Source organism: Paenarthrobacter sp. NPDC090520 (genome assembly GCF_044769205.1).
Classification (GTDB): Bacteria; Actinomycetota; Actinomycetes; order Actinomycetales; family Micrococcaceae; genus Arthrobacter.
In genome coordinates, this window is record NZ_JBIVXM010000023.1 from 1 (window position 1) to 13,309 (window position 13,309).

At 64.1% G+C, this 13,309-nt stretch carries 12 protein-coding genes; 4 read left to right on the forward strand and 8 right to left on the reverse strand.

Annotated elements, in window-relative coordinates:
• Both ACIQTZ_RS20595 and ACIQTZ_RS20600 read left to right on the forward strand, forming a co-directional pair.
• Positions 1-507: ABC transporter permease subunit (locus ACIQTZ_RS20595; RefSeq protein ID WP_402983490.1), on the forward strand; the 507-nt coding region annotated here is incomplete at its 5' end.
• 80 nt (positions 508-587) lie between these two features.
• Positions 588-1,457, forward strand: coding sequence for a substrate-binding periplasmic protein (locus ACIQTZ_RS20600; protein WP_402983493.1), 870 nt, complete (start codon positions 588-590; stop codon positions 1,455-1,457).
• A gap of 94 nt (positions 1,458-1,551) precedes the next feature.
• On the opposite strand, the gene ACIQTZ_RS20605 is transcribed toward ACIQTZ_RS20600, so the two are convergent.
• From ACIQTZ_RS20605 to ACIQTZ_RS20635, 7 genes are all read right to left on the reverse strand, one after another.
• A complete protein-coding gene (locus ACIQTZ_RS20605) occupies positions 1,552-2,184 on the reverse strand; it encodes a LysE family translocator (protein WP_402983496.1) in 633 nt (210 codons plus the stop codon).
• 85 nt (positions 2,185-2,269) lie between these two features.
• Complete coding sequence (locus tag ACIQTZ_RS20610; RefSeq protein ID WP_402983499.1) at positions 2,270-3,757, reverse strand: aldehyde dehydrogenase family protein; 1,488 nt, start codon at positions 3,755-3,757, stop codon at positions 2,270-2,272.
• 27 nt (positions 3,758-3,784) lie between these two features.
• Positions 3,785-5,272: an alanine/glycine:cation symporter family protein gene (locus ACIQTZ_RS20615; RefSeq protein WP_402983502.1), complete on the reverse strand. Its 1,488-nt coding sequence runs from the start codon at positions 5,270-5,272 to the stop codon at positions 3,785-3,787.
• Between the two features lie 3 nt (positions 5,273-5,275).
• A complete protein-coding gene (gene dapA, locus ACIQTZ_RS20620) occupies positions 5,276-6,178 on the reverse strand; it encodes a 4-hydroxy-tetrahydrodipicolinate synthase (protein WP_402983505.1) in 903 nt (300 codons plus the stop codon).
• Between the two features lie 42 nt (positions 6,179-6,220).
• Positions 6,221-7,606, reverse strand: coding sequence for a protoporphyrinogen/coproporphyrinogen oxidase (locus ACIQTZ_RS20625; protein ID WP_400333473.1), 1,386 nt, complete (start codon positions 7,604-7,606; stop codon positions 6,221-6,223).
• 238 nt (positions 7,607-7,844) lie between these two features.
• Positions 7,845-8,567, reverse strand: a complete 723-nt coding sequence (locus ACIQTZ_RS20630; protein ID WP_400333470.1) for a cache domain-containing protein — start codon at positions 8,565-8,567, stop codon at positions 7,845-7,847.
• A 1-nt stretch (position 8,568) separates the two neighbouring features.
• Entirely contained in the window at positions 8,569-9,345 is a 777-nt protein-coding gene (locus ACIQTZ_RS20635; protein WP_400333468.1) for a FadR/GntR family transcriptional regulator, read from the reverse strand.
• 191 nt (positions 9,346-9,536) lie between these two features.
• Between ACIQTZ_RS20635 and ACIQTZ_RS20640 the strand changes: the two genes are divergently transcribed.
• Together ACIQTZ_RS20640 and ACIQTZ_RS20645 are read left to right on the forward strand one after the other, a co-directional pair.
• On the forward strand, positions 9,537-10,160 hold the full coding sequence (locus ACIQTZ_RS20640) for a GntR family transcriptional regulator (protein WP_400333465.1): 624 nt from the start codon (positions 9,537-9,539) through the stop codon (positions 10,158-10,160).
• Between the two features lie 117 nt (positions 10,161-10,277).
• Positions 10,278-11,708 carry an MFS transporter gene (locus tag ACIQTZ_RS20645; protein WP_402983509.1) on the forward strand — a complete coding sequence of 477 codons (1,431 nt, stop codon included), beginning with the start codon at positions 10,278-10,280 and terminating at the stop codon, positions 11,706-11,708.
• 85 nt (positions 11,709-11,793) lie between these two features.
• Here ACIQTZ_RS20645 and ACIQTZ_RS20650 read toward each other — a convergent pair whose 3' ends face one another.
• The gene (locus ACIQTZ_RS20650) at positions 11,794-13,263 is read right to left on the reverse strand and encodes a PucR family transcriptional regulator (RefSeq protein ID WP_402983512.1); all 1,470 of its coding nucleotides are present in this window, start codon (positions 13,261-13,263) and stop codon (positions 11,794-11,796) included.
• Positions 13,264-13,309 lie beyond the last annotated feature (46 nt).

Sequence of the window (13,309 nt, forward strand, 5' to 3'; positions counted from 1 at the left end):
ATCAGCTTCCTCTTCGTCGAAGTCGGCCGCGGCCTGCCCGCCCTGGTCCTGCTCTACCTGCTCTACTTCAGCCTCCCCGACGCCGGGATCACCCTCACCTCGTTGACCACCGCGATCATCGCCCTGACCTGGAACACCGGCGCCTACGCCTCCGAATACTTCCGCGCCGGCATCGCCTCCGTACCCCTGGGCCAAAAAGAAGCAGCCCTCACCACCGGCCTAAGAGGCTGGACCGGATTCCGGCTCATCATCCTCCCCCAAGCCCTCCGCATCTCCACCCCACCCCTGGCAGGCCTCGCCGTCCTCGTCTTCCAAGGCTCCGCCCTCGCCTTCGTCATCGCCGTCCCCGAACTCATGTCAAAAGCCTTCGAAATCGGCTCCATCACCTTCGAATACCTCTCCGTCTACACCCTCACCGCCATCATCTACGGATCCCTCACCCTCGTCTTCCTCGGCGCCGTCAAACTCCTCGAAAACCGCCTCGGCCGCCACCTCCAACGCAACTAACACCCGCACCACACACCAGGCCCCACCGTTTCGCATCAGCCCACCCCGGGGTCACAACCCCAGCAAAAGAAAGAGTCACCATGTCGCGAACAACCCGTTCCCTCGTGCGCGTACTTTCGGCCGGCACCGCCGCCGGCCTGGTCGCCATCTCCCTCGCAGCCTGCGGAGGCAGCGGCGACGCCTCCGCCGGCTCAGGCGACTGCACCCCGGCCCACAAGGACCTCAAGACCCTCACCCAGGGCGAACTCACCGTGGCCAGCTACGACTACGCCCCGGCCACCATCCTGAACGGAGACTCAGTTACCGGCATGGAGGGCGACCTCATCGCGGAGATCGCCAAGATGGAATGCCTCAAGGTCACCGTCAGCACCTCCGGCGGCGCAGGCGCAGTCATTCCGTCCGTGCAGTCCAAGCGCGTGGACATCGGATCCGGCAACTGGCTCCGCACCAAGGAACGTACCAAGATCGTTTACCTGAGCACGCCGCTCTGGAGCGACCCGCAGGCCATCGTGTCCAAGACCGGCCTTACCAGCGACGACCTGCAGGGCAAGAAGATCGGCTCCGTGGCGGGCAACCTCTGGAACGACTCCATGCAGAAGTGGCTCGGCGACAACTTCAAGATCTACCAGGATGACGAATCCATCTACGGCGACCTCAAGGCAGGCCGCATCGACGCCCTGGTGGCCTCCGCAGCCTCCGCCAAGGGCCGCTTCAAGGACGCCCCCATCGAAGGGGCCACCGTGGTGGACGTCAAGCCGAACGCCAACGTCCCGCAGTTCGCGACTGTAGGCCAGGTCATGCTGCCGTCCGCCTTGGACAATGACACCCTCGGCAAGGCCCTGGACGAGGACATCAAGAAGCTCCGTGAAAACGGCACCATCAAGTCGATCCTCGAGAAGTACGGAATCGACCCCTCCGTCGGCGAGCCGGGCGAACCCAGCCTCCTCTGACATCAGGCGCCAGAACAAAAACAAAAGGAACGACGCCGGGCAACCGCCCGGCGTCGTTCCTTTTGTTCCGGTTGTTCCGGCGAAAAAACAGCGGTCAGGACTTGGAGCCGGTGACGGAAAGCGTCCCGCCGAGCCCGATCATCATGACGCCGCCGGCGCCGGAGAGCGTGGAGATCCGGCGGGGCGACTTGGCAAACCACGCGCGCGCTGTCCCGGCGGCGAGGGCCCACACACTATCGCAGGCGAGGGCAAGGCCCTGGAAGATCAATCCGAGGAACAGAAGCTGGGCCCAGACCGCGCCGGCACCTGGGTCGACAAACTGGGGAAGGACGGCCACGAAGAACGCAATGGTCTTCGGGTTGGAGATTCCCACGATGAATCCCTGCCGAAGAAGCTTCCATGAGGAGGACGGGGCGCGCGGAGAACTGCGTGCGTGATCGTGCCGATGGCGGATCGCCTGAATCCCCAGGTATGCGAGATAGATAGCGCCTGCGATCTTGATGACAGTGAACGCCACCACCGATGAGGCGACAATCGCGCCCACCCCGAAGGCGACAGCAATAACAGCGGGCACCGTGCCGAGGGCGTTTCCGAGCACGCTCAGCAGGCCTGCCCGACGTCCCAGGGCGATCGAGCGCCCAATAACGAAGAGCACGCTTGGGCCGGGAACCACGATGATGAGCACCGATGCGAGGGCGAACGCAAGGAGGTTATCGATGGGGACCATGAAGGCACACTACTCCTGATCTGCCACGAAAAAAGCGTGCACCCCGGGTTTATCCGGGATGCACGCTTTACGGTTCGGGACGGAATCAGCCGCGGTTGTACATCACGTGCTTGGTGCGGGAGAAGTCCTCAAGGGCGTAGATGGACAGGTCGCGGCCGTAGCCGGAGCCCTTGAAGCCACCCCAGGGAACCTCGTTGGCGATGACCAGGTGCGAGTTCACCCAAACAGTTCCGAAGTCGAGCTGGCGCGGCACGGTCAGCGTGCGTTGTGCGTTGTTGGTCCACACCGACGCCGCCAGGCCGTAGACGGTCTCATTGGCGCGGGTGACGGCTTCCTCATCGGTGCTGAAGGTTTCCACGGAAACCACCGGCCCGAAGATCTCGGTGTACGTGATCGGGGAACCGGCAGGCACATCGGTCACCACCGTGGGCTCGATGAAGTAGCCCGGCCCTTCCAGGGCGTTGCCGCCAACGGCGATGGTGTGGCCATCCTTGCGGATGTCCTCCAGTGCTGCCAGGACCCGCTCGTAGTGCGATTTGGAGATCATGGAGCCGATTTCGACGTCGGCCCCGGGAGCACCTACGGTGATGGCGCTGATTTCCTTCACCAGAAGTTCGGTGAACTTCTCCGCAACGGACTCATGCACCAGCACGCGGCAAGCCGAGCCGCATTCCTGGCCACCGTTCCAGAACCCCGCTGAACGGACACCCTCGGCAGCTGCCTGCAGGTCGGCGTCGTCGAACACCACAACAGGTGCCTTGCCGCCGAGCTCAAGGTGCACGCGCTTCACTGTCGAGGCTGCGTTGGCGGCCACCTTCTGGCCGCTGCCGACGCTGCCGGTGATGGCCACGAGGTCGACATCGGGGTGCTCGGACAGGCGGTTGCCCACCACCCGGCCGGGGCCGGTGACAATATTGACGACGCCGGCAGGAACCTCGCCCGCGATCAGCTCAGCGAGCTTCAGCGTAGTCAGCGGTGTCTGCTCCGAGGGCTTGAGTACCAAGGTGTTGCCCGCAGCAAGGATCGGTGCGATCTTCCAGACAGCCATCAGCAACGGGTAGTTCCACGGCGTGATCACACCCACCACGCCCACCGGCTCGCGGAACACCACGGACGTGTGGTTCTCCACGTAGTCACCGGCGCCCAGCGCAGTGAAGGCCCGGGCAGCGCCTGCGGAGAAACGGAAGGTATCGATGGCGCTGGAGACGTCGTCCTCTGCCACGGCGGCCGGCTTGCCCGTGTTGGCAGCCTCCAGGTTTTCCAGGAGCTCACGGTTTTCCTCAACGATGTCCGCGATCCGAAGCAGGATCGTGGAGCGGTCCTTCGGCGTCTTCGCTGCCCACTCCGCCTTCGCTGCGACGGCAGCCGCCACGGCGGCGTCGACGTCTTCCAGGGAGCCAGCCGGCACCTGAGCGATGGTTTCCTCGGTAGCCGGATTGACGACGTCGACCGTTTCCTCAGAGGTGGAGGGCACGAAACTGCCGCCGATGAACTGGCCAAAGGGCGGAAGCGACGGGGCCGGGAAGGCGCCCCCGCGACGGACAGTGAACAAGGATGTTTCTGTGGTTGTCATGATGTGCTCAATTCCTTTGCGTTGGGGCTATTTGACGGCAGCGGCGGACTTTTCTTTTTTGTGTTCCCAGAAATCGGCTCCCTCGATGCCCAAGGCCTTCGGATCGAAGGTGGGATCCAGGCCGAGCTTCCGTTGGCGTTCGTAGTCCCGGTAGATCTTGCGGACCAGCGGGAACAGGAACACCAGACAGATGAGGTTCACCCAGGCGATGAGGCCCAAGCCGATGTCGCCCGCGGCCCAGATGAGCTTTGCATTGACGATCGATCCGATGAACACGATGGCCATGGTTCCGATCTTCAGGACGTTCTTCCAGCCAGTCCCGGTCCGGCCGTCCAGCAAGTACAGGAGGTTGGAGTTGGCCACGTAGAAGTAGGCCAGGAGACAGGTGAACCCGAAGAGCAAGACCGCGACGGCGACGAAGCCGGCGCCCCAGCCCGGGAGCATCGTATCGATGGCTTCCTGGACCCAGTTGGCTCCAGGGGGAACGCCCGGGAGGTTGTTCGCCAGGAATCCGCCGGCGCCATCGGAGACGTTGTACTTGCCCGAAACCACCATCATCAAACCGGTGGCCATGCAGATCAGCAGGACATCGATGTAGATGCTGAAGGTCTGGACCAGGCCCTGCTTGCCGGGGTGCGAGGTACGTGCCGCGGCGGCCGCGAACGTAGCCTCACCGAGGCCGTTCGAGGAAGCGAAGACTGCACGGCGTACGCCCCAGGCCACTGCTGCACCGGCGATGCCACCCATGACGGGGTGGATGCCGACGGCCGACTGGAAGATCAGGACCACTGCATCCGGGACCTTGTCCACGTTGATGGCGATGACCGCCAAGGCCAGGAGCAGGTAACCGATGGCCAGGACCGGAACCAGGCCCTGGGTGACCTTGACGACGCGGGTGGTGCCGCCAATGATGACCAGGCCGATCAACACGGTCACCAGGATCGCCGGAGCCCAGGTGGGCAGGCTGAACGCCTTTTCCGCACTGGCAGCGATGGTGTTCACCTGCAGGCCGGGGAAGACGAATCCGTACCCGATCACGCCGAGGACTGCGACGATCGCGCCGACTTTCGGGAGCTTCAGGCCGTACTTGATGTAGTACGGCATGCCGCCGATGTCCTCGTTGGCCTTTTTGCGGTCCTCATCAAGGACCTGGCGCTTGAAAGCCTGGGACAGCGCGGCTTCCGCGTATCCAACGGTGCAGCCAACCAAACCGGTGATGGCCATCCAGACCAGGGCGCCGGGGCCACCTGCACTGACGGCCGTGGCCACACCGGCGATGCTGCCCACGCCAACACGGCTGGCCAAGGCGAGGACCAAAGCCTGGAAGGAGGACAAGCCGCCATCGCCGTGTTCGGACTCCTTAAGCTGGCGCAGCATATCCGGAATCCGCCGGAACTGGATGCCCTTGGTGGCCACCGAGTAGGCGATGCCCAGTCCAAGAACAACGTAGGCCATGGGCGCCCAGATCGCGTCGGAAACGCCTGACAAGAACTCCGCGAAGTCGAAGTCACCCATGCGTTATCCGATGTTCTGCTTGATCGAGGCCAACTTCGACAGCGCCTGCTCCACCTTGGCGAGCTGGTCGGCGTCGAGGTCTGCCGTGGGACGCTTCGGCGATCCCGCAGGGAGGCCCTGCAGGGTAAGGCCGGCCTTGACGGCCGGAATGAACGGCGAGGACAGCAGCGCGTCGATGACCGGGTAGACGGCCTTCCACAGCTCGAGGGCACCGGCAAGGTCGCCTTCGTTGATCCGGCGGGTGACGGCAACAATCTCGTCAGGAACCACGTTGGCCGTGCCGGCCATGACGCCTGCTGCGCCTTCGACGAGGGCGCTGTAGAGGTACGCGTCCCAGCCGATGAAGGTGCCGATCACATCGCTGTGGTGGTGGATGAGCTGGAGTGCCTGCTCCCAATTGGCACTGGAGTCCTTGATGTAGAGGATGTTTTCCACTTCCTCGGCAAGGGAGCGGACGGTTGCCGGGTCCAGGTTGACGCCGGTAACCGGCGGGATGTTGTAGAGCATCACAGGGATGCTCACCGAGCGTGCGACGTCCTTGATGTAGGTGACGGTCTCTTCGAGGGTCAGCGGCTCGTAGTAGGGCGTGATGAGCATCAGCACGTCTGCGCCCAGCTGTTCGGCAGCCTTTGAGAGACGGATGGCCTCGGCCGTGGAGGTGGCACCGGTGTTGGCGATCACGGGGACGCGGCCATTGGCCTGCTCGATGACCGTCTTGATCAGGAGCAGGCGCTCCTCGGAGGACAGGGCCCCGACTTCACCGGTGGAGCCGGCCGCGACGACGCCGTCGACGCCGGCATCAATGGAGCGGTCCACAATCTTGCGCAGGGTTTCGACGTCGATCGTCTCGTCCTGGTTGAAGGGGGTGGAGAGAGCGGTCAGAACGCCGCGAAGTTCCTTGGACATGGATTCCTCGTTTCAGTACGTGTGTTGTGGGTATTCAGGGGTTCAGGCGACGACCGAGAGGCCTGTTGCCGGGGGTGCCTGGCGGTGGGTGGCGAGCACGCTGGCTGCTTCCTGTGCGGCAGAGAAGCCGGTGGTGATGGAGCTTTCGGTGTAGAGCGTTCCCAGGTAGTCGCCGGCCAGGAAGACGCGGTTGGTGCCACGCATCAGGGTTGACTGGAGCTTGGCGCGGCCCGGGAAGCAATACGGGGATGCCACCCGCCAGCGGTCGGTCTGGGCTTCAACCACGCTGTCGGCGAAGCCGCCGCCCAGGACCTGGTCGAGGTCTGCAAGGTGGGTCTTGATGACCTCGTCGTCGCTCTTGTCCAGGAGGGCCTTGCCGAGCGCCGCCGGGGAGAACGTCATGAAGCTGCCGCCTGGCTTGCGGACGGTCTCCGTGCCACGGACAATGCTGGCTTGGTTCAGGGCGATGGCGAAGGAACGTTTGGGAGCCGCGATGGCGTAGATGTCATCCCAGGGACGTGCCGAGGTCTCGTTGGTCAGGAAGGCCGTGCTGACGTGCGGGCCGTACTTGATCTGGCTCAGTGCGCCACGGAGTTCCTCGGGCAGGTCCACGCCGATCTTGTTGGAGACATCCGCCGTGGTTGCGAGAACCACTGTGCGGGCTTCCACTTCCCGGTCCACTCCGCCCTGGGTGTAACGGACCACTACGGAATCCTGCTTGTGGACTACCTCGTTGACGGTGGCACCCAGCTGGACCCGGTCACCCAGTGCCGCGGCAATGGATTCGGTGAGGGTGGACGGGCCGCCCACGATGCCCTGGCTCAGTCCCTGTCCGATTCCCAGGACCAGGCTGAAGTAGCCGATGCCCGCACCTGCGGAAATCTGGTCCATGTCCCCGGCGGAGCGGGTCACGGTGGTCTTGAACAACGCCGCAGCATCCTCGGACAAATCGCCGATGAAGTCCTGGAACGAGGCGGAGTTCTCGAAGTCGTAGATGCGCTGCTGGCGCATGGCACCGGATTCGCCGGCGCGCTTGCGGACCACGCCCGTGTACTTGGCCACTCCGCTGACAACCTTCATGCCGGCCTTCAGCGTGTCAAAGCGGGAGGACAGGGACATCGGAATACGGAACGGGTAGGTGGCGATGTGCCCCTTCTTGATGAACTTCCCGTTCATGGACAAAGCCTGGAGCGAACCGGGAATCTGCACCGCGGTGACGCCAACCTCGTTGAGCAGGGAGTCCGTGGAGGAACCGGCACCAGCGAAGACGTGGCCGCCCCAGTTCAACCAGTAGTTTCCGCGGCGTTCAGAGCGAATGCGGCCACCAACGCGGTGTTCCGACTCGAGCACCAGGGTGTCCCAGTGCCGCAACCGCCACGCTGCCGAGAGACCAGCGAGACCGCCGCCGACAATAACTACGTCTTTCATGAGCTTGAACTTCCTTGTTGGGGGATCACGGTGCGCGGACCCTTGTGCTGTCTTCCTCGGCAGCTGGAGATCGGTTCCGCCAGTTCCTGGAGAGGTTTCTATGAGGTGCATCCCAGAGCCTTGTGCGCCTGGTCACATATAAAAGATACATCATTGTATGATTAATGCAATAGGTCTTTTGGGTAAAAAAATCCCCGCCAAGCGCGCGGGGCGCTGGCGGGGATGTCTGCGGAGAGGGTTACCGCTTCAGCGAGATCAACTTCCATGGCAGCCTGGCTGGCGTGCCTGAAGCGATATCCAGGGAGAGATCCACGCGTTCCATGTCCTCCTCCAGAAGCAGGGTGCCGGAGGCGATTCCAGCATCATTGGAAGCGATAACCCGACCATTCGGACCCAGGAGGATGACGGAAGGATCCCGGAGCTTCAGCGCGCGAAGGAACACGCCTTCGAGTTTTGCGAGGGCAAGGTCGCAGCCCAGGACGTGCGTCCCCTGCGGCGTCGGTGCGGGCGCACTGAGCGTGATGAGGTTGACGTTGATCCCGCCGATGTCCACATACGGTCCCACCGCCACGGAGTTGCCACTCTCCGACGGAGCCGTGAACCACTCCCGGCTGGTGTAGTCGTAATAATTCAGCGACTCCGAGTTGAGGTCGTGCGTCACGAACCGGGGCTCCCCCGCACCTTGCCCGGCCCGCCACCATTCCAGCCAGAGATGCGCCTCGGGGAGGCTGCCGGGTGCGTACGCAATCCCGGCTCCGCCAATGAGCGCAGAGTGACTGCTGATAAATGCAGCAAAGTCTGCCTTCAAGTAGGAGTAGGCGCTGCGGCGGGGAGTACCCGGCGCCGATGCGGCCACCGCGGAAACCGACGCCGCGATTTCTTCAAGGCCCTCAAAGACTCCTCCGACACTGGTGGAGATTGCCTGCGCGGTTCGCTGGAGGGTTTCATGTACAACCGTCACGTCATGCACTTCCGTCGGACTCCATCGTCAATCTCAGGTGCTGGGCTATCAGGTACTCGGTCTCGGTCCGGGAATGGCGCTCGGCAGCGGTCCCCGCGCGGTCAGCGTCACGGTCACGGATCGCGTCCAGGATGGCCACATGCTGTTCAACCAGTGCCTCGAGATGCCCGGCTTCCTCGGGATGGCCCCACCAGAGCGTCATCAGTTCGGCCTCCAGTTGGAGGGAAGCCGACGTCAGCCTGCTCGATTGCGCTGCCACACTGATGGCCACATGGAAACGGCTGTCCAGGCGGCGCTGGGTCCGCGCATCCTTGGCATCCCGATGGCGTTGTACCAGCTCGTCAAGATGGGCCACATTTTGAGCGTCGGCGCGGCTGGCCGCCAGCCTGGCGGACATGGAGGAAACCGCGGCCCCGAGATCGCCCAGGTCGCGAAGCGATTCCGTGCTGGCCTCCTTGAGTTTCCGCTGGAGCTGCGTGTCCGTCAGCTCGATCTGGCCCCTGATGACGCTGCCCCCGCTGCGTCCGCGGCTCGTTTCGATCAGTCCCTTGGTCCGCAATGCCGCCAGGGACTGACGCAGGGTGATCGGTGAAATGCCAAGCTCCGCCGCCAGTACCGATTCCGTGGGAAGCCGGTCGCCTTCCGTCAGGATTCCCATGAGGATGGCGGTTTCAATCTGGTAGGACACCTGGTCTGCCCGGCCAAGACCTTCGGGTTCACTGCCACGCAACAGGAGCAGCAGGTCAAGGGCACGGGTCGAGAGCGCCGTACTCTCCATGAACACACCCTCCTATGGCCGATTAGGGGCGGCAAGGGCAATGGCCCATTCGCTATTTCCTTGAATCTTTTCACATTTACCGGAGGTACGTAAGCGTTCACATTATCCCCCGCGCACGCCGACCCGGCACCAGCCGGTACATTGAGTTCCTGAGCCTAAAATCGGAACGGGGTGAGCAGCTCATCGAATCTTTGGCCGACCTCGCCTACCGGGTGATCGCGGACCGGATCATCACGCTGGACATCCGCCCCAATGAGGCCATCAACGAGTCCCAGCTATCCAAGGAAATGCAGATGGGACGCACACCCATCCGTGAGGCGCTCAGCAAGCTCGAGAGCGAACGGCTCGTCGTCACGCAACCACGAAAGGGCTCCTTCGCCGCTCCCATCAACCTCACCGATTTGTTCGAAGTGGCCCAGATCCGCCAGGCATTGGAGCCATTGGCGGCGGGGCTGGCCGCAGGAAACATCCGTCCTGACGGAGCCAACAAGCTGCAGGAGCTCCTCCCCCTCCTCGATTCCTTGGACAGCCGGACGGTGGACCAAAACGAGTTGATGCGCCTGAACCTGGCAGTCCACCATCTGATCTACGAGATCGCCGGAAACGTCCACCTCGCGGATACGCTGGTCCGCTACGCCCACCTCTCCACCCGCATCTGGTCACAGATCCTCGAGCGACGCCCGCCAGTCGTGGAGCAGACCCGGGAATTGGCCGGCATCGCCCGCGCGATCATCGCCAAGGATTCCGCACTGAGCCAGTCACTGATGGACGACCACGTGCACCATTTCAACGAGTTCGTCGCGAGCCAGAGGTAACACTGGATTATCCATTGACCGTGCGGTGGATCACATTCTAGTCTTTGATATATCAACTGTCGTCAGGCTGTTGACAACAACACGGGCCATCACTCGCCCGCATGTCAAAGGAGCTCAATGGACATCCACGTCGCCATTGATGAAGCGCGTTTCACGCGGTTCCACAAGAAACTTGTCGCCGCCTGCATGGGCGGCCCCATTCTGGACGGCTACATCCTCAGCATCATCGCCATCGCCCTCATCGGCATTTCCGCCGACTTCAACACCAGCGCCCTCGAAACCAGCCTCATCGGTGCGTCAGCGCTGGTGGGCATCTTCCTTGGAGCCGTCTTCCTGGGCCCGCTGACTGACCGCATCGGCCGCCAGCTCATGTACACCATCGATCTCTGGGTCCTGGTCATCGGTTCGGTCCTGCAGTTCTTCGTCCAGGACCCCACCCAGCTCATCATCGCCCGCTTCATCATGGGCCTGGCCATCGGCGCCGACTACCCGATCGCCAACTCCCTGCTGGCCGAATGGCTGCCGCGAAAGCGCCGCGGCCAAATGCTCGGCGTCCTCCAGGTGGGCTGGTTCATCGGCGCAGCCTTGGCATCCCTGGTGGGCTACGCCATGTTCGAACTCTTCGGCGGCGAGTCCTGGCGTTGGATGCTCGTTTCGTCCGCATTCCTGGGCGCCATCGTCCTCCTCGTCCGACTGGGCACCCCCGAATCTCCCCGGTGGCTCCTCCATCATGGCCGGACCAAAGAAGCAAAGGCCTCCCTCCGGGCAGCCCTCGCAGACCAGCTCAGCGTTGAGCACCTGGTCTTCGAGTCGGAAGCCAAGCCCGCCACGGAAACCGGCAAGGTCAACCTCCGGGTCCTCCTCCAGCGTCCCTACCTCAAGCGCATCATCTTCTGCAGCGGCTTCTACACCCTGCAGGTGGGTCCGCTGTTCGCGATCTACACCTTCGGCCCCACCATCCTTGCGTCCTTCGGACTCGGCCACGGCAACGCCTCCAACCTTGGCTCGGTGGTGATCGACCTCGTCTTCCTGGCCGGCTGCATCCCTGCCCTCAAACTGATCGAGACGTGGGGCCGCCGCCCGCTCATCATTTGGTGCTTCGCCCTGATGGCCATCCCGCTGTTCATCCTCGGTTTCGCACCGTCGGCTCCGGTGGGCGTCATCATTGCCTGCTTCTGCGCCTACGCTCTTTTCTCCGGCGGACCGAGCATTCTCGAATGGGCCTACCCGAGCGAGTTGTTCCCCACCAATGTCCGGGCGAGCGCCGTCGGCATCACTACCGCTGCCAGCAGGATCGGCGCCGCGCTGGGCACCTTCGGGCTTCCTTTCGCGATCGATGCCTGGGGCATTGGCCCCACGATGGTGATCGCTGCCGTAGTCACCGCCGCCGGATTCTTCCTCTGCCTCTTCCTCGCTGAGGAGACCCGCGGCATGACGCTGGCCCAAGCCGGCGGCGAGCCAACAGCCCAGCCCGGCGGCGAGCCCACAGCCCAGCCCGGCGGCGAGCCCACTGCCGAGGAGAAGGCGCCGGTCCGGGAAACCGTCTAGTTCCTCCACTTCGCGGGTCCGCTGCACCTTCGCTGTTCATTTACGGCGTCGTGGGTAGTGGACCCGCGCTTTCGCGTTGCGGCGGCTACGACCTCGCCATCCGCGTGGCCAGATGCAGCGCCACGAGCCGGCCTGTACCGCGCGGGTCTCCGCCACACAGCTCGAAGATCCGCTGCAGGCGATGGTGCATGGATTGTCGCTCCAGATGCATCTCACGCGCCGCCTGGGCTGTGTTGCAGCCGGAATCGAGCCATACGGTCAGCGTCGCCAGGAGCCCGGATCGCCTCAAGCGGTCATGCTCGACGACGGCGCCCAACTGCCGCTGCACGAACCCTTCGCGAATGGCCGGGTCCAGGGACGCGCCCGCGAGCAGTTCCACAGCGTAGGCCTCCGCATCCGCAACGCCAGCGACGAGGAAGGGCAGGTCGAGCGTCCGCCTCGCCTCCGCGAGCGACCACGGCGCATTCTCGATCCCCATCCCGAGCGGCCCCACGGAAAGCGCCGAGCCCCCAGGCACCTCCAGGGAACGCAGCCCTTCGAGCAGCGCATTCCGGGCAGCCCCGGAGTCGCCTGGCAGGGCCGCGAGAGCGATCAGCTCAGCATTGTCCGCATAGCTCGCGCTGTGCGCGACGCATCTGTTCAGCACCTCGTCCACGGCGGAACGCAGGTGGCCGGCACCCGACGTACGGATCACGACGGCGGCCACCGCACCGTCCGCAGGGAAGCCCGCGGCCGGACCGAGTTGCTGCAGTTGCCACGGCTGGCTTCCGGATTTGATGGCGCGCATGAGTTCGGTCCCGGCAAGTTCCTTCAAGCCCGGCGGCATGCGTTGCATGAGGGCCAGCCCCAGGATGTCCACGGACCGCTCCCCCGCCACGCGCGCCAAGCCGCTGTCGCCGTCGTCGGGCACGTGCAGCTCAAGGCGGGCCGCCAGGACGCCCCGCACCGGCACATCCACGGTGGTGACGGAGCCGACGTCGTCCGTCGCCAGCGAACCGGCAGCGCCCAGTGTCAGGCCCGACGGCGATACCAGCCTCGCGCCCACCCCGGCCTTTTCTGCCAAAACGGCGAGCAATTGGTCCAGCCCGCCGCCGTGGGCGAGCTCAGCCGCCATCGCGTGGCTGGCCTGGTCGCCGCGCTGCAGTTGCTCCACCGATTCACTGACAAGGAGCGAATTGATTTCCTGCATGACGCCAACGAACGGGACCACTTGGCGCAACTCGATGACGGGAAGCCCTGCCGCCTGGGCCTCGTCCAGCATCGCTTGCGGGACGCCGGGCAGGGCCGGTCCTGTCTCCAGTGCGAGCGCCGAGATTCCCCGTGCCGCCAAGTCGCGGACGTACCCTGCTTGGCGCTCCGCTGTGACTCCTGCGAGCGCCTGCCCGCCACTGAGGAGCAGTTCGCCGCCGTTCAGGAGGGGTGCGATGTCCAGGACTTCGCTGGAGTGGACCCAGCGTACGGGACGGTCCAACGCTCCGGGGACGTCGTTAAGGACCAGGGGTTCGGCGGCCTTGAGGCTTGCGTAGGTGAGCGCTTCGCCCAGCAGAACTGACATGACACTCCGTCACTTATGATGGAATTCCTTTAGACACATCGTATCT